The 16,434-nt window shown below is 62.5% G+C and carries 10 protein-coding genes and 1 riboswitch; of the genes, 1 reads left to right on the top strand and 9 read right to left on the bottom strand.

Features of this window, described 5'->3' with window-relative positions; translation table 11 throughout:
• Positions 1 to 33: 33 nt before the first annotated feature.
• From urtD to A6D6_RS03685, 9 genes are all read right to left on the bottom strand, one after another.
• Complete coding sequence (gene urtD / locus A6D6_RS03725; RefSeq protein ID WP_159659972.1) at positions 34 to 864, bottom strand: urea ABC transporter ATP-binding protein UrtD; 831 nt, start codon at positions 862 to 864, stop codon at positions 34 to 36.
• Positions 851 to 2,023 carry an urea ABC transporter permease subunit UrtC gene (gene urtC / locus A6D6_RS03720; protein ID WP_159659971.1) on the bottom strand — a complete coding sequence of 391 codons (1,173 nt, stop codon included), beginning with the start codon at positions 2,021 to 2,023 and terminating at the stop codon, positions 851 to 853. The genes urtD and urtC overlap by 14 nt, the downstream gene beginning before the upstream one ends.
• Positions 2,023 to 3,639, bottom strand: coding sequence for an urea ABC transporter permease subunit UrtB (urtB, locus tag A6D6_RS03715; protein WP_236563965.1), 1,617 nt, complete (start codon positions 3,637 to 3,639; stop codon positions 2,023 to 2,025). Before urtB ends, urtC begins: the two co-directional genes overlap by 1 nt.
• 94 nt (positions 3,640 to 3,733) lie before the next feature.
• Entirely contained in the window at positions 3,734 to 5,032 is a 1,299-nt protein-coding gene (gene urtA, locus A6D6_RS03710; protein ID WP_159659970.1) for an urea ABC transporter substrate-binding protein, read from the bottom strand.
• Between the two features lie 60 nt (positions 5,033 to 5,092).
• Positions 5,093 to 5,821, bottom strand: a complete 729-nt coding sequence (locus tag A6D6_RS03705) for a GntR family transcriptional regulator (RefSeq protein ID WP_159659969.1) — start codon at positions 5,819 to 5,821, stop codon at positions 5,093 to 5,095.
• Positions 5,818 to 9,486, bottom strand: coding sequence for an urea carboxylase (gene uca, locus A6D6_RS03700; protein WP_159659968.1), 3,669 nt, complete (start codon positions 9,484 to 9,486; stop codon positions 5,818 to 5,820). The genes A6D6_RS03705 and uca overlap by 4 nt, the downstream gene beginning before the upstream one ends.
• Before the next feature lie 14 nt (positions 9,487 to 9,500).
• On the bottom strand, positions 9,501 to 11,282 hold the full coding sequence (gene atzF, locus A6D6_RS03695) for an allophanate hydrolase (RefSeq protein ID WP_159659967.1): 1,782 nt from the start codon (positions 11,280 to 11,282) through the stop codon (positions 9,501 to 9,503).
• Between the two features lie 211 nt (positions 11,283 to 11,493).
• Positions 11,494 to 13,908: a glycerophosphodiester phosphodiesterase family protein gene (locus A6D6_RS03690; protein WP_159659966.1), complete on the bottom strand. Its 2,415-nt coding sequence runs from the start codon at positions 13,906 to 13,908 to the stop codon at positions 11,494 to 11,496.
• A gap of 149 nt (positions 13,909 to 14,057) precedes the next feature.
• Complete coding sequence (locus tag A6D6_RS03685) at positions 14,058 to 14,549, bottom strand: 6,7-dimethyl-8-ribityllumazine synthase (protein ID WP_133491723.1); 492 nt, start codon at positions 14,547 to 14,549, stop codon at positions 14,058 to 14,060.
• Between the two features lie 101 nt (positions 14,550 to 14,650).
• Positions 14,651 to 14,841, bottom strand: a riboswitch (FMN riboswitch).
• Between the two features lie 280 nt (positions 14,842 to 15,121).
• On the opposite strand from A6D6_RS03685, the gene A6D6_RS03680 reads away from it, so the two are divergent.
• Positions 15,122 to 16,432, top strand: a complete 1,311-nt coding sequence (locus A6D6_RS03680) for a peptidoglycan DD-metalloendopeptidase family protein (protein WP_133491724.1) — start codon at positions 15,122 to 15,124, stop codon at positions 16,430 to 16,432.
• Positions 16,433 to 16,434: the final 2 nt, after the last annotated feature.

The following is a 16,434-nucleotide window of genomic DNA, read 5'->3' as shown; positions in this document are numbered from 1 at the left end:
GAGCGTTCCTGTTCATTGGTATGGGGCGGAGCGTTACTCGCCCAAATATACTTCGATCACTTTCGGGTCGTTCTGCACGTCCTGCATCTTGCCTTCGGCGAGGACGCTGCCCTGGTGCAGTACGGTGACAGTGCTGGCGATGCTGCGGATGAATTCCATATCGTGTTCCACCACCACCACGGAGTGCTCGCCGGCCAGTTGTTGAAGCAGTTCGGCGGTGCGCTCCACTTCCTGTCGGGTCATGCCGGCGATGGGTTCGTCCACCAACAGTAGTTTCGGTTGCTGCATCAGCACCATGGCGATTTCCAGCCATTGCTTCTGCCCGTGGGACAGCGCGCCGGCCACATGGTCGTGCCGGTCCAGCAGACCGACGGTGTCCAGGGTGGCGGCGATGCGGTCGCGCTGCTCGCCGTTGAGCGGGAGCACCAGGGTATGCCAGGTGGTTTTGGGGCCGGCCATGGCCAGTTCCAGATTCTCCGCCGCGGTGTGTTCCGGAAACACGGTGGGCTTCTGGAACTTGCGGCCGATGCCGGCGCCGGCGATTTCGGTTTCACTCATGCGGGTCAGGTCGAGGGTCTGGCCGAAAAAGCAGGTGCCCTGGTCCGGCCGGGTCTTGCCGGTGATCACGTCCATCATGGTGGATTTGCCGGCGCCGTTGGGGCCGATGATGCAGCGCAGCTCGCCGGGTTCGATGTACAGGGTCAGATCGTTCAGGGCTTTGAAGCCGTCGAAACTGACCGTGATGTTCTCCATGTACAGCAGATATTTTCCGCCGGTGTCCAGCTCTCCCGGATTGATGGTGCGGGTGCCGGGGCGGGCCACGTCGAACACGCGATCACGGCGGAAAGTGTCACGCAGGTTCATGGGACGCCTCCGGCTGGTTATCGTTGTCGGTGCCTTTACTGCCATTACTATTGCCGCTGTTTTTGCGCAGGCGCTGACGGACATTGTCCGCCAGGCCCACCAGCCCGCGCGGCAGGAACAGGGTCACCGCCACGAACAGACCACCCAGAGCGAACAGCCAGGCTTCCGGCATGATGCCGGTGAACACGGTCTTGCCATAGTTGACCAGAATGGCGCCGATCACCGCGCCATACAGGGTGGCGCGGCCGCCCACCGCCACCCACACCACCAGTTCAATGGAGTTGAGCGGCGAGAACTCACCGGGGTTGATGATGCCTACCTGGGGCACGTACAAGGCGCCGGCGATACCGGCCAGTACCGCGCTCAGGGTGAAGATCCACAGCTTGTAGTGCTCGGTGCGATAGCCGAGGAAGCGGGCGCGGGACTCACCGTCGCGGACCGCCATCACCACCCGGCCCATGCGGGAGCCGGTAATGTAGCGGCACAGCACAAAGGCCAGTGCCAGCGCGATGGCGGTTGCGATAAGTAGCGCCACGCGGGTGCTGTCCTCACGCAGTGAGAAGCCGAGGATGTCCTTGAAGTCGGTCAGGCCGTTGTTGCCGCCAAAACCCAGTTCGTTACGGAAGAACGCCAGCATCAGCGCATAGGTCAGCGCCTGGGTGATGATCGACAGGTACACTCCGGTGACGCGGGAGCGGAACGCCAGCCAGCCGAACACGAACGCCAGCAGCCCGGGCACCAGCGCGATCAACACCATGGTGAACAGAAACGAATGGGAGCCGAGCCAGTACCAGGGCAGTTCCTGCCAGTTCAGAAACACCATGAAATCCGGCAGCACCGGGTTGCCGTAGACGCCGCGATCGCCGATCTGACGCATCAGGTACATGCCCATGGCGTAACCGCCCAGGGCAAAGAACGCACCATGGCCGAGGCTGAGAATGCCGCAGTACCCCCAGACCAGATCCAATGCCATGGCCAGCAGCGCGTAACACAGATACTTGCCGAGCAGCGTGACCGTGTAGCTGCTCACATGCAGCCCGGAGTCCGCGGGGATCAGCTGATTCAACAGCACCACCAGGGCCACGGCGCCGAACAGGACGCCGATAAACCAGCGGGCGGCCCGGTCGGTCAGGGCGGTTCTCAAGTCTGAATGTCTCATTATTCCTCCGCGGCCCGGCCGCGCTGCGGGAACAGACCGCGCGGTTTACGTTGAATGAACAGGATGATGAACACGAGCACGAAGATTTTCGCCAGCACCGCGCCGGAGACCGGTTCCAGCAGTTTGTTGGCGATACCCAGGCTGAAGGCCGCTGTGAGCGTGCCCCACAGATTGCCGACGCCGCCGAATACCACCACCATGAACGAATCGATGATGTAGGCCTGGCCCAGGTTGGGACCGACGTTGGTGAGCTGCGCCAGTGCCACGCCGGCGACACCGGCGATGCCGGAGCCGAGTCCGAAGGTCAGTGCGTTGATGCGATCGCTGCGGATACCGAGGCCGCGGGCGGTTTGCCGGTTCTGGCTGACCGCCCGCACCTGCAGGCCGAGCCGGGTTTTCTTCAGCACCAGCAGCAGGCCGAGGAACACGGCGAGCGCGAAGGCGATGATATAAAGCCGGTTGAAGGTCAGGGAGAACACCGGATTGATTTGCCAGGCGCCGCTCATCCACTCCGGAGTGACCACCGACCGGTTCAGCGGCGAAAAAATCACCCGCACGGCCTGTTGCAGGATCAGGCTGATGCCGAAAGTGGCGAGCAGGGTTTCCAGCGGGCGTCCGTAGAGATAGCGGATCACGAAGCGCTCGATCAGCACGCCGACAAAACCGGAGATCAGGAACGCCGCCGGTATGGCAATGAGCAGGGACCATTCGTGTCCCTGGGGAAAAATCTGCTGCACCACGAAGGTGGTGTAGGCACCGAGCATGATCAGCTCGCCGTGGGCCATGTTGATCACACCCATGACACCGAAGGTGATGGCCAGCCCGATGGCGGCCAGCAGCAGCACCGAGCCCAGGCTGAGGCCAAAGAACAGAGTGTCGGCGGTCTGGTAACGGGAGGTCCGGGCATCGATACGCTGCAATGCGGCTTCCACCGCTTTGCGTTCGCTGGGCGCGTCGCTGTCGAGACGGCTGCGAAGGGCGTTGCGCACGGTCGGTTCAAGGCTGCCGGACAGTGCTTCAATAGCGTTGAGGCGTACGCTCAGGTCGCTGTCTTCGGAATACAGAGCGGCGGTGTTCAACGTGGTATCGATAGCCGTTGCCACCGAGGCATTCTCTTCCTGCGCTCGCCGTTCACGCAGGGCGCTCAACAGGTCGGGGTCTTTGGTGCCAATCAGGCTGATGGCGGCGGCCCGGCGCAGGGTGGCGTCCGGGTTGTTCAGGCCGACCACTGCTTGCAGATTCTGGATCTGCCGGCGCAAACGGTTGTTGATGGTAATTGGCGCGGCGGCGCGTGACTCCACCGTGCCCAGATCCGCCTCGCTGAGTGGATCATAGAGTTGCCAGCCGCCGTCGGCGCGTTCGCCGAGCACGATGCGGTCATTGGCGCGGTCCTGCAACAGACGCCGTTCCTGCAGTGCTTTGAGCAGTGCATCGGCCCGGGGATGTCCGGAATGGGCCAGCGCATCAATGCCGGCGGCTTTGTCGTCGAAGCTGCGGCTGCGCAGTTGCTGCAACACGTCTTCTATATTGGTTGTCGGTTCATTGGCCGGTGCTTCGGCCTGAGCCACACTCGTCAGACACAATAGGGCGAGTGCGAGCGCGAAAACCCTGAGCATGGTGGCTCCTCATTGCGTAAGTGTCGGAGGCCGGAAGCCGGCCCCGACGGCGTTTCCCATGGTGCTTCCCTTTTCTCCGGGATTACGGAAACGATTACTGCGCGGCCTGACCGCCGCAGGTTTTGGTCTTGCTGTTGTAGTTGCCGCAGTTGACCGGCTTGGTCCAGTCGGCGATCAGGTCCTTGGAGCCGGGCAGGAAGTCCGACCAGGCGTCGCCGGCCACCAGAGCGTCGGTCTGCCAGACCACGGCGAACTGGCCGTCGTCCTGGATTTCACCGATCAGAACCGGTTTGGAGAGATGGTGGTTTTTGTTCATCACCGCGGTGCCGCCGGTAAGGTTGGCGGTGGTGATGCCGATCATGGCGTCGGCGACTTTGTCGGTGTCGGTGGATTTGGCTTTCTCCACTGCCTTGGCCCACATGTTGAAGCCGATGTAGGTGGCTTCCATGGGGTCGTTGGTCACCCTTTGGTCATCACCGATGTAGTCATGCCATTGCTGGATGAAGCTGTTGTTCTCGTCGGTGTAGACGCTTTGGAAATAGTTCCAGGCAGCCAGATGGCCGACCAGCGGTCCGGTATCGATACCGGACAGTTCCTGCTCACCAACAGAGAACGCCACCACCGGGATGTCAGCGGCGTCAATGCCCTGGTTGCCCAACTCTTTATAGAAGGGCACGTTGGCATCGCCGTTGATGGTGGAGACCACCGCGGTCTTCTTGCCCTGGCTGCCGAATTCCTTGATGCGGGAGACGATGGACTGCCAGTCGGAGTGACCGAACGGGGTGTAGTTGATCATGATGTCCTCGTCCGCCACGCCTTTGCTTTTCAGATAGGCTTCGAGGATCTTGTTGGTGGTACGCGGATAAACATAGTCGGTGCCAGCCAGCACGAAGCGTTCGGCGCCCAGATCGTCGATCAGGTAGTCCACCGCCGGAATCGCCTGTTGGTTCGGCGCGGCACCGGTGTAGAAGACGTTCCTGGAGGATTCCTCGCCTTCGTACTGAACCGGATAGAACAGCAGGCCGTTGAGCTCTTCAACTACTGGTAGCACGGATTTGCGCGATACCGAAGTCCAACAGCCGAAGATAACATCGACTTTTTCCTTGCTGATCAACTCACGGGCCTTTTCCGCGAACAGCGGCCAGTTGGACGCGGGGTCGACCACCACAGGTTCCAGCTTCTTGCCGAGCAGGCCGCCTTTCTTGTTCTGTTCCTCCACCAGCATCAGCACGGTGTCCTTGAGCGTGGATTCACTGATCGCCATGGTGCCGGACAGGGAATGTAGAACCCCCACCTTGATGGTGTCGGCGGCATTGGCCAGGGTCGAGAGCGACAACGCCCCGGCGGCGATCCCGGCCTGAGCCAGCCGTTGCCAACGTTTTTTCATGATCATGGTTTTCCCCTCTGTATCATTGCCGATTTAAGTGCCAGGTTGCGCGCGGGATGCTCCGGGTCAGGAACCGGAGCTGGGCGCGGGCAGGGCGTTGTCGGTTTCTCCGCTACCTTGACGCCTTGCCTCGTAAAGCATGTGCAGGGTGATTTTGCGAACCTCGTTGCGGCTCGCCTCGATGTGCGCCTTGAGCATGATCTGCGCCGGCTCCACCCGCCGGTGCAGAATCGTTTCGAGAATCGCGTGATGTTCGTCGTAGGTGGCATCGATGCGCGCGCGCTTGGTGAAATCCAGGCGGCGAATGATGCGCAGCCGTTCGGTGATGTGGTGATGGATGCGCGTCATCTCGCTGTTGCCGGCGATGCGTACCAGCTCGCTGTGGAAGTTCTCATCCAGGCTGAGCACGCCGCTAATGTCCCGCAGCCGCTGGTCCTCCGGTACGCCCCAAAGAGCCATCAGCGCTTGCAGTGTATCGGCCGGATTCTCCAGCTCGCAGAGCCGCCGCACCGCCGCGCATTCGAGCACGGTGCGAACGTCGTAAAGCTCTTCAAAATAATGAAAGTCGAAGGGCTTCACCTGCCAGCCGTTACGCGGGGAGACTTCCACATAGCCTTCCCGCTCCAGCCGGAACAGAGCCTCCCGTACCGGGGTGCGCGAGGCGCCGGTACGCTGCGCCATCTCGTTTTCGCTGAAGCGGTCGCCGGGCAACAGACGGAATTCAAAGATGTCCTCCTTGATGTCCTGATAGACCTTGTCGGCCAACTGCTTGCCACGGCGCGGGGTGGTGATCATGCCGCACTCTCCGTATCGCTTCCCTTGGGATCAATAACGGCCACCGGATCGCCGGCGTTGATCAGGGTGCCGGGCTTGCAGTGAAGACCGGTGACGGTGCCGGCGGTGCTGGTGGTGATAGCGAATTCCATCTTCATTGCCTCCACCACCAGCAGGGTTTGTCCGGCTTCCACCTGGGCGCCTTCTTCCACCAGCAGTTTCCAGACGTTGCCGCTGATCTCGGCGCTGACCACGTGGCCGTCCAAGTCGCCCACGTCCGCTTTTTCGCCCAGCAACGCGGATTCCACCGCCGCGTCCTCGTCCTGCCAGCGCTGCACCTCCGCTTGATAGGCGTTTTGTTGGCGTTCACGGAACACTTCCATTTCCGGCTCGATGCGTTCCAGGAAGGCACGGTGCTCCGCCAGGCTGAACGGCTCCTCGGTGATCTCCACCTGCAGGCGGCCTTCACGGAAGGCGTCGCGCATCTCTCCCAGCTCCGCTTCGCTCACCGGGTAGTAACGCACCTGATCGAAGAATCTGAGCAGCCAGGGCTCGCCGGGTTTGAACTGAGGGTTCTTCAGATGCTTGTTCCAAATCGGCAGCGTGCGGCCCACCAGCTGATAACCGCCGGGGGAGTCCATGCCGTAAATGCACATATAGACGCCGCCGATACCGACGGTGCCTTCGGCGGTATAGGTGCGGGCCGGGTTGTACTTGGAGGTCATCAGGCGATGGCGCGGGTCCACCGGCACCGCGCAGGGGGCGCCTAGATAGACATCGCCAAGACCGAGCACCATGTAGCTGGCGTCATAGACAATGCGCTTCACCGCGTCGATGGATGCCAGGCCGTTGATACGGCGAATGAACTCCACGTTGTTGGGCAGCCAGGGCGCGTCCGGGCGAATGGTTTCCTGGTAGCGTTGTACCGCGTCGAGGGTCGCGCTGTCCTCGAACGCCAGTGGCAGGTGCAGTACCCGGGTCGGCACCACCAGATCATCCACGGAGCCTATCGCGGCTTCCCGTTCCAGCAGGGCGGCCACCAGATCCTGTTGATGCAGCACACGGGAATCGTAGTGCACCTGCAGGCTGCGCACGCCGGGAGATAACTCAAGAATGCCGTCCACCGGCGTCGACTTCAGTGATTCCATCAACGCATGGACACGGAAGCGCAAGGCCAGATCGAGCACGTTTTCGCCGTATTCGATCAGAATGTATTTGTCGCCGGCCTGGCGGTAAGTGATACGCGGTACATCGCCGTTCGCCTCCCGTTCCGCCAGCATGGTGGGAGAGGTGATGCCCTCCGGTATGACGGTGGCGGTAGTCGGAGCCGGCGTTACCGGTTCCAGACTCTCGATGCTTTGGTCCTGGGCCTGTTCCAGCGCCAGCGCCTGATCAAAGTCGATGGCCACGAAACGGATCGAGTCGCCGGGTTTGAGCTGGCCCACCTTCCACAGTTCGGCCTTGGCGATGGTCACCGGGCAGACGAAGCCGCCGAGGCTCGGGCCGTCCTTGGTCAGGATCACCGGGAAGTCGCCGGTGAAGTTGATCGAACCGATGGCGTACTCGTTATCGTGCAGGTTGGACGGATGCAGCCCGGCCTCACCGCCGTCGGTGCGCGCCCAGGTGGGTTTCGGGCCGGTCAGGCGAATACCCAGGCGGTTGGAGTTGTAGTGGACCTGATAGTCGGCGCCGAAGAAGGTATCGATGGCGTCCTGGGTAAAATAATCCGGCGCCCCGTGGGGGCCGTATAGCACTTTGATTTCCCAATGTTGCGGATAGTCAGGGATCAGCGCGGCGTCCGCCGGCGATGGTTCATGCATCGGCGCTGGGGTCGGGCAGCCGGGCAACTGAGGCTGGCACAGGGACAGCACATCACCCTTGCGCAAAGTACGGCCGCCATGGCCGCCGAACTGTCCAAGCACGAAAGTGGATTTGCTGCCCAGGTAATCGGGCACGTCGATACCATTACGTATGGCGATGTAGGTGCGGCAGCCGCTGGTCACCTTGCCGGTGACCAGGGTCTGGCCGGCACGGACCCGTATCGGTTGCCACAGCGCGACGGCTTCCCCGTCCAGGGTGGCGTCACAGGTGGCGCCGGTGAGGGCGACAATCGTTTCGCTATGGAAGTACAGCGTCGGGCCGATCAGCGTGGCTTCCAGGCCGGCGGCGCTGTCGTGGTTGCCGACGATGCGGTTGGCCAGACGGAACGCGTAATCATCCATCGGGCCGGAGGGCGGCACGCCGATATCCCAGTAGCCGGCCCGGCCGGGATAGTCCTGCACCGTGGTATAGGTCCCCGGTTCCTGTACCTCGAATACGCGGGGACGATATTCGAAGGTCTCCAGATAACGAGTGGAGACGCGGCCGGTCGCCACGTTCGGGTCGATCAGAATCTGCCGCAGGTAATCCAGGTTGGTGGCAATGCCGCTGAGGCGGGTTTCCGCCAGGGCGGTCTGCATTTTCCGTAGAGCGGCTTCGCGATCGTCGGCATGGACGATCAGTTTCGCCAGCAGAGGATCGTAGTGCGGGCTGACCACGGTGCCGGTGTCGACCCAGCCGTCCAGGCGCGCCGCCGCCGGGAAAGCCACTTCGGTAAGCTCGCCGGGGCTGGGCTGGAATGCCTTCAGCGGGTCTTCCGCATAAATACGAACCTCCATGGCGTGACCATTGACCTGATAGGTCCGGTCCAGCGGTGGCCGTTCCCCGCCGGCCAGCATCACCATCCAGGCCACCAGATCGACGTCGAAGATTTCTTCGGTGACGCCGTGCTCCACCTGCAGGCGAGTGTTGACCTCGAGGAAATAGAACTCGTCGCGCTCGTCGTCGTACACGTACTCGACGGTGCCGGCGGAGCGGTAGTTGACCGACTCGCCAAGGCGGCGCGCGCTTTCGCGCAACTGTTCTCGGGTGGTTTCGGGCAGATTCGGAGCCGGGGTTTCCTCGACCACCTTCTGGTTGCGGCGTTGCAGCGAACACTCCCGCTCCCCCAACGCCAGCACGGTGCCGTCGCCGTCACCGAAAATCTGTACTTCGATATGGCGGGCCCGGGCCACGAACCGCTCCAGGAACACGCCGCTGTCGGAGAAGAAACTTTCGCCAAGCCGGCGCACGGATTCAAACGCCGCCACCAGCTCCTCTTCGCTATTGCAGCGGGTCAGGCCGATGCCGCCGCCGCCGGCGGTGCTTTTCAGCATCACCGGATAACCGATCTCCAAGGCGGCTTGCCGGGCTTCGTCCAGATCCTTCAACAGCCCGGTGCCGGGAGCCAGTGGCACGCCGGCGGCTTCGGCCAGGGCGCGGGCCTCGTGCTTGAGTCCGAACTGGCGCAACTGTGTTGGCGTCGGACCGATGAAGGCAATACCTTCGGCATCACAGGCTTCGGCGAAGTCGGCGTTCTCGGAAAGAAAGCCGTAGCCCGGGATGATGCCGTCGGCGCCGGTTTCCCGCGCCGCCTTCAGAATGGCGTCGGTACGCAGATAGCTTTCGGCGGCGGTCTGGCCACCCAGGGCCACCGCTTCATCGGCGGCGCTGACGTGCTGACTGTTGCGGTCGGCGTCGGAGTACACCGCCACGGAGGCGATGCCCATTTGTTTCAGGGTGCGGCAGATGCGGACCGCGATTTCCCCCCGATTGGCGATGAGCACTTTTTGTAAACCGGTTGCCTGCTGCCCTGTTTCCGTGAACATGGTTCCGCTCTCTTTCAGTTTGCTGTGTTTTGCTGTTGGGCGATGTAGGCCCGCCAGCCCCCCAGTGCGGTGATGTCAGTGGCGTCGTCGATGGCCCAGCCCTCGCAGATGAACCCTTTCACCAGGCGGCCATCGGCGGTTTCAAGAGATCCGATCCCCAGTGGTGGCGGGATCAGTCCGACAAAGCTGCCGAACTCGCTGACCGGCAGTTGCCACAGTTCAATCTGAATGGCGGCGCCGTCATCGCTCTTGATCAGGCCGGGTTTCGGCGGCGTGGTATTGGCCAGGGCGTAAAGGCGGTAGCAGGGCGCGGTTTCGGTGGCTTCCAGCAAGACGCCGCCGCGTTCGGTCAGTTGGCCATTCAGAGGCATGCCACTGAGGTGGGCGCCCACCACCGCCACGGTGATGTGAGCGGCGTTGTCTTCGCTGGCTGGCGCCGGTGTGAGGTTCGGCAGATCTCTGCCCACGGCTCCGGCCCGCCAGGGCTGATGCTGTTGCCAGCGGCGCCCGAACTCGGCCAGGGCGGCGTCGTGCCAGGCCGGGCCGATCAGGGTGATACCGCAAGGCAGACCGTCCTTACGGAAGCCGCCGGGCAGGGCCAGGGCGCACTGATCGAGCAGATTGACGAAGTTGGTCCAGACTCCGAGCTGGCTGTTGAGGCGAATGGGATCGGCGTTGACGTCGTCGATGCGATAGATGCCCGGCGAGGTTGGCACCAGCAGTGCATCCACCTGGGACAGCAGCGCGTCGGCCTGGCGTTTCAGATCCGCCAGTTTGTACTGGGCGCGGAACGCATCGACCGCGCTCATGCCCTCGGCCACGCCGATGACATCGCGGATCACCGGCAGCAGCGTGTCCTGTTCTTGCATCAAGGGTTCCGCCACGGAGTAACGCTCGGCTACCCAGGGGCCTTGATAGAGGAGGGCGGCGGTGTCGTGCAGCACCTGCGGATCCAGCGGCACTAATTCGGCGATTTCGGCCATGGCGTCGAGCTGTTGTTTCCAGGCTTGCTCCGCCTGTCTGTCGCCGAACCAGGGCAGCTGATCGGGAATGCCGAGCTTCGGCCGCGCCGGCAGGGCCTTGGGGCGCGAAGCCGGATCAGGGCGGCTGTAGCTGTCCCCGGCATCGTAGCCGCGATACAGGTCGTAAACGGTTTCCGCGTCCGCCACTGACAGGGCGAATACACTCACGCAATCCAGAGTGCGGCAAGCCGGTACCACGCCGCGGGTGCTCATGCTGCCCTTGGTGGGTTTCAGGCCAACGGTGTTGGTAAAACCGGCGGGTATGCGGCCGGAACCGGCGGTGTCGGTGCCCAGCGCGAACGGCACCAGTCCCAGGGAAACCACCGCGGCGGAGCCGGAACTGGAGCCGCCGGTGATGTAATCCGGATTGAAGGGATTGGGCACCGCGCCGTAGGGCGAGCGCACGCCGACCAGCCCGGTGGCCAACTGATCCAGATTGGTTTTACCGACCAGAATGGCGCCGGCAGCCAACAGTGCCTGTACCACCGGGGCGGTATGGTCAGCGGTATAAGTGAAAGCGGGACAGGCGGCGGTGGTCGGCAGGCCGGCCACGTCTATGTTGTCTTTTACCGCGAAAGGAACGCCAAACAGCGGCAGGGAAGGATCGGTCAATTGCTCGGCCCGGGCCACCAGATCGGACTCGTCCAGCAGATGGATCCACAGACTCCGTTCGCTGTCACGCAGTGTCGTGTACAGCGTTTTTATTGCTGAGACCGGCGTGTAGTCCCCGGTCTGATAGGCGTCACGCCATTGTTGCAGAGTCCAGCCAAGCACGTTCGCATACCTCGTTGTATACCAATAGGTATGCGAGTCAGTGCAAAGGCGGTGCCAACCTGGAACAAGATGTCATGAGACCCGCTATTCAGCGGTTTCGAAGCGACCTTCCAAGACAGACAGCGGATCAGGGCTGGCTGTGTGTGCCCCGTTCCAGGGCATAAGCCCAAGAACGGGGCGCCGGATTGCCTGGGGATATTCAGATACGCCGTTAATGAACGCTGACTGAAACCGGTGAGGAGTAGATACGGTATTCGCGGCCATCGCCCAGGCTTTCGACATGGCCCACCAGTACCGTGGCATGGCCGGTACCGTTGAAAACCACCTGGCCGTTGGCGCTGGTGTAGTCGATGGTGCTGTCGACCACCAGCATCTGGTCGCTCTGGGCCGCTTGCTGACGGCCATCCTGCAGCGTCAGGGTTATCGGCGCGCTGGCGGTTTCTCCGGCGTTGACGATGATCTGCGTATTGTCGCTGGCGACGTTCACCGGATAGGCGCTGAACCATTGCGCGTAGTCGGTGGTCAGGCCGTGAGTGCCGGCGGCGTAGAACGTTTCGGCGATGGTCTGATCACGGAATGTCCAGGGCCAGAAGGTGGTGCCGCGATGTTTGGCGGCTTCCATCAATGTATTGTTCAGACCACCGTAGGAAGGGTTGAAGGTGGAAGACAGGGTCTGCGTGGCGGACAGTATCCGGCGCAGCGATTTACGCAGATCGCTGTCGGCGCCGAGACTGTTGAGATAGCCGACGGTGACTTCCGGCATGATCTCACGCATTCGTAGCAGTTGGCTGTCGGAGAAGGAGATCACCACGACCTGGTCGGCCACCCCATATTCATCGATGGCGGTCTTCAGATGGTCGACGATTTCCGGTTTGCCGCTTTTGATCTCGACGAAGTGCATCACGGGCTTGCCCTTGAACGCTTCGAAGAACTCGTTCAGGGTCGGGACTTTCAAGCCGGTCAGGGAATCGTGCTCGATATTGAGTGCCTTGAGCTGTTCCAGCGTCATATCCTCGACGTTTCCGGTGCCGTCGGTGGTCCGGTCCACGGTGCCATCGTGCATGATCACCACATGATTGTCGGCGGTCAGATAGATGTCGTTCTCGATCGCGTCGGCCCCCAGTTCCCAGGCGTGTTGCGCGCCTTCGAGAGTGTTTTCCGGGTACAGGGAAGGAACGCCCCGGTGGCCAACCACCAGCGGTTTGCGTAGCAGCGTGTGTTCCGGGAAGCGACCCAGCAGGTCAACGTAGAGCGCGGTATCGGCGCTGACGATACCGTTGACTCCGGTGGTGAGCAGTTCCGCCGCCCGGGTGGCGGAGGTATTGGTGGAACCGGCCCAGACCGTGATCAGCATCCGTTGCAGGTACGCCACGTTGTCAGCGGTGATCAGGTTGCTCGGCAGCAACGCGATCTTGGCGCCGGCACGGTTGGTGGCGTGAACCACGCCAAGCAGGTCCTGACGTGTATTGCCGAGGGAGGCGCCACTGAGATCCAGCGCGGCTCGCACCATTGGCATGGCTTCGCGGGCGGCGGCCAGCAGTTCGGCGTCGTCGGACAACACTGTCAGATCCATCAGGTTGCGCTCACTGACCAGCGTGCTCAGAGCGTTGATTGTGTCCGCCTCGCGAATGCGCAGGGTGGGAATGGCCGTGACCGTGTCCTGGCCCAGATAATCCGCCAGTGTGGTGATGACCTGATCGCTGTCATCAAGCAGGTTCAGGTTTTTATCCAGGGTGAACAGTACATTGCTGGCCTGTAGTCCGGACAGGTCGGTGTCCGCGTCGGCGGTTCGCACCAGTGTTGGCGCCATGGCGACGCCGGTTTCCGGCTCGTTGACGGTGAAGACGGTGGGCAGGTTCGGCAGGGCCTCGAGCTGCTCGGTGACGGTGATCCGGTCCACCCGGAACAGGGTGCCCGCGGCTTGCAGGGCAAGACCGCCCTGGCTGTACTGGCTGTCCAGCTCGCCGTTTTCCAATAGTTCGCCGTTGATGAACTGCTGTACCCGCCCACCCTGAACGATGATGGTGGCGTTGTAGCTTTTTTCGGCGTCGATGGCCTCGGAATAAGGCCCCTTTTCAAGGATGGTCCAGCCACCCGAGCGAAATGCCAGTTCGGTACCGTTGCTGGCGGTGGCGTCCTGGCGAATCGCCATCTGGTAGTAGGGTTCCAGGGATTGCCCGGCACGGTAAATGAACCCGACCCAGCGCGAAGCGGTATTGGCGCTGGCGATGGTGAATTCCGCATCGATGCGGTAGTCGCCGGTGACCCCCAGTTCCGCGGGCAGGGTGACGGCGGTGGCGGTGTAATTGTCGCCCCGGCCGTCGACGAACAAACTGCCGTCCTGTACATAGACGGCGTTCTCGACGCCATTATATTGCGCCCACCCCTCCGGGAGAGTGTCCCCTTCGAAGGTCTCGTCCAGTAGTACCCGGGGTTCCGGTTCAGGCTCGCCCGGTTCTCCAGGCTCTTCCGGTTCTCCGGGTTCTCCCGGCTCGCCAGGGTTACCGGGTTCGGTGGGTGGGGTTTCAGGATCCGGGGCCGGATCGTCGTGGTTGCTGGAGGAGTTACAAGCCGCGATAAATAAAGAAAGACACAGTAGCGTCAGACGCCAAATCCGTTGTGACATGGTTGGGTTCCCTTGATGAGAAGAAGCCCAGCGAGTCTAGGTTCGTCAAATGACAACCGGCTTGCAGTTTGGTGAAACGGATTATGACGATGGCGTGCCATTATCAGCCGGCCCGCGGCGTCACCGCGAAGCCGGCCATGACACTGGTTTTACAGGAAGGATTTTGCGTCGGAGGTGCGTCGCATGGCGCCGTCGGCGGCGTTCGCCAGCTCCCGTCCCTTGGTGACGAAGTGCCGGAAAAAATAATCATGGTGCTCGGTATGTTCATGGAAATGGTGGGGGGTGAGCACGGCGGTGAGAACCGGCACTTCGGCTTCCAACTGCACTTGCATCAGGCCGTTGATGACCGCCGTGGCGACGAAGTCGTGGCGATAGATGCCGCCATCCACCACCAGGCCGCTGCAGGCGATCGCCGCGTAACGGCCGGATTTGGCCAGCAGTTTGGCTTGCAGGGGGATTTCGTAGGCGCCGGGGACCGCGATCACGTCGATCTGATCGGCGCCGTAGCCGAGGCGGGCGAGTTCTTCGCGGAACCCGGTCAGGCACTGAAGCACGATGTCCTGATGCCAGCTGGCATGGATAAAGGCCAGGCGCTGTTGTTCGGGATGGTAAGGCTGGGTGGAACTCTGGGTCTGATTCATGCCGTGTTTCCTGAGTGGCGTTGAGATGAATCAGGGCGAACGTGGGCCGGTGCCGGCGTGGAGGCGACGCACGGGCGTGCCGCCACGGAGGCAGGGAGCCATCGCGTTCTCTCTTATCCGGACTATCACCGTCGGCTCTGGAATCACACCAGATCTGCTGACCCCGTGGCCGTGAGGAAGGCCGGATCACCAAAGCTGAGTATGGCGATGGCCTGTGGCCGCGGGCGCTCGCGGGCTTGGGAGAGGCTCCCTCACCGCCGGTGGGGACTTTCACCCCGCCCCGAGAACGATCCGGCGGCTGGGCCGCCGGGCCAAGCAATATAGAAAGTCTGTTGCCCTGAGTCAAAAGCGGATTTGCAACCAAATCGTCATGCGGTTGTCGATAACCGGGATGCCTGCTGGCCGAGCGGCCTCCAACCCGGTGTTTCCGGCGCTTGGGCCTGACGTCGGGATCGGGTATGGTGGCGCCCTTGTTCGCGCCCTGGCCGGGTCACGGCCGCTTGGTCCTGAACCCTTGTTCATGAATATAGAAGCAGACCGACCGGCAAGGTCGGTCCCGGATCACGGTTGTCATGACGGAATCCACCGCCACAACACGGACCTCAAGACCGCCCCTGCTGCGCGCTTTGGTGCCCGCTCTGGCGGCCGCCATCGCGCTTGCCTCCTGGTGGTGGGCGCCCTCCGGTGACGCTGCCTTGATGACCGACCGGGCTCTGTTGGGCCTGATCGAGGACTCCGACCTGTACGCCGTCGATGTGGACCCCGCCCCCACGGTCTGGGAGCACTACACCATCGCCCAGGGGGACTCCCTGGCCAACCTCTGGACCAATCAGTGGCAGCTGCCGGAAGCCGCCCTGTACACCTTGCTCAATGACCCCAAAAGCGCGGACATTCTGCGGCAGGTCAGTCCTGGCCAGCACCTGGAGTGGCGCGCCGATGGCGAGGGCCGCTTGCTGGCGCTGAGGTTGTGGACGGATCCGTCCAGGGGTTGGGAATGGAATCTGCACAATGGCCAGATGCACCGGAGCGCGCTGACCTATGAGCGGAATCTGCATCAAGTGGCGGTGCGTGGTGAGATTCGTTCCTCCCTGTCCGCCGCGCTGGCGGAGGTGCCTTCCCTGGGCGGTCGTGCCCAGGCCATTGCCGCGGAGATGGGGGAATTACTGCCTTTGGCAAGCAAGGCCCGCAAGGGCGACCGCTTCTCTCTGTTAGTGGATCTGGAGTATATCGACGATGCCGAAGGGGCCTATTCGGCCCGGTTGGCGGGTTTTGATTACGAGGGGGAACTGATCTCGGTGCGGGCCGCCCGCTTCGATGATGACCGCTTTTATACGCCGGAAGGCAAGAGCCTGCTGCCGGGCTTTCGTCGTACTCCCTTCAACAGCGAATACCGCATCAGTTCGCCGTTCAATCTGCATCGTCATCACCCCATCACCGGACGGGTGACCCCTCACCTGGGTACGGATTTCGCCATGCCGGTGGGGACCCGGGTGTTGGCGCCGGCCAAGGGCGTGGTGCGCACGGTCTCCTACCATCCGTTGGCGGGGCGTTTCGTGGTGATCGACCACGGCCAGGGTTACCAGACCCGCTACTTGCATCTGCAAAAGGCGCAAGTGCGGCCCGGGCAGGAGGTGACGCAGGGTGATGTCATCGCGCTGAGTGGCAATACCGGCCGCAGCACCGGTTCCCATCTACACTACGAACTGCGCCTCAATGGCCGACCGCTGAACCCGATGACCGCCTCGCTGCCGTCCCGCGAACGGCTGCAAGCGGACGAATTGCGCCGCTTCCAGCACCAGTACGCCGCCTATTTTGATCTTACCGAGCAGGAAAACGGCACCGCCGTGGCTCGCAACGACAACGGCCGCGATAACGCCGGCTGATT

Source organism: Alcanivorax xiamenensis, assembly GCF_009846745.1.
Classification (GTDB): domain Bacteria; phylum Pseudomonadota; class Gammaproteobacteria; order Pseudomonadales; family Alcanivoracaceae; genus Alloalcanivorax; species Alloalcanivorax xiamenensis.
This window is presented reverse-complemented; position numbering and strand designations above follow the sequence as displayed.

What these genes read in the sequence shown, in the direction of transcription:
- urtC (WP_159659971.1), bottom strand. Translation starts at nt 2,023, where the DNA reads ATGAGACATTCAGACTTGAGAACCGCCCTGACCGACCGGGCCGCCCGC.
- urtA (WP_159659970.1), bottom strand. Translation starts at nt 5,032, where the DNA reads ATGATCATGAAAAAACGTTGGCAACGGCTGGCTCAGGCCGGGATCGCC.
- urtB (WP_236563965.1), bottom strand. Translation starts at nt 3,639, where the DNA reads ATGCTCAGGGTTTTCGCGCTCGCACTCGCCCTATTGTGTCTGACGAGT.
- A6D6_RS03680 (WP_133491724.1), top strand. Translation starts at nt 15,122, where the DNA reads ATGACGGAATCCACCGCCACAACACGGACCTCAAGACCGCCCCTGCTG.
- urtD (WP_159659972.1), bottom strand. Translation starts at nt 864, where the DNA reads ATGAACCTGCGTGACACTTTCCGCCGTGATCGCGTGTTCGACGTGGCC.
- A6D6_RS03690 (WP_159659966.1), bottom strand. Translation starts at nt 13,908, where the DNA reads ATGTCACAACGGATTTGGCGTCTGACGCTACTGTGTCTTTCTTTATTT.
- uca (WP_159659968.1), bottom strand. Translation starts at nt 9,486, where the DNA reads ATGTTCACGGAAACAGGGCAGCAGGCAACCGGTTTACAAAAAGTGCTC.
- A6D6_RS03685 (WP_133491723.1), bottom strand. Translation starts at nt 14,549, where the DNA reads ATGAATCAGACCCAGAGTTCCACCCAGCCTTACCATCCCGAACAACAG.
- A6D6_RS03705 (WP_159659969.1), bottom strand. Translation starts at nt 5,821, where the DNA reads ATGATCACCACCCCGCGCCGTGGCAAGCAGTTGGCCGACAAGGTCTAT.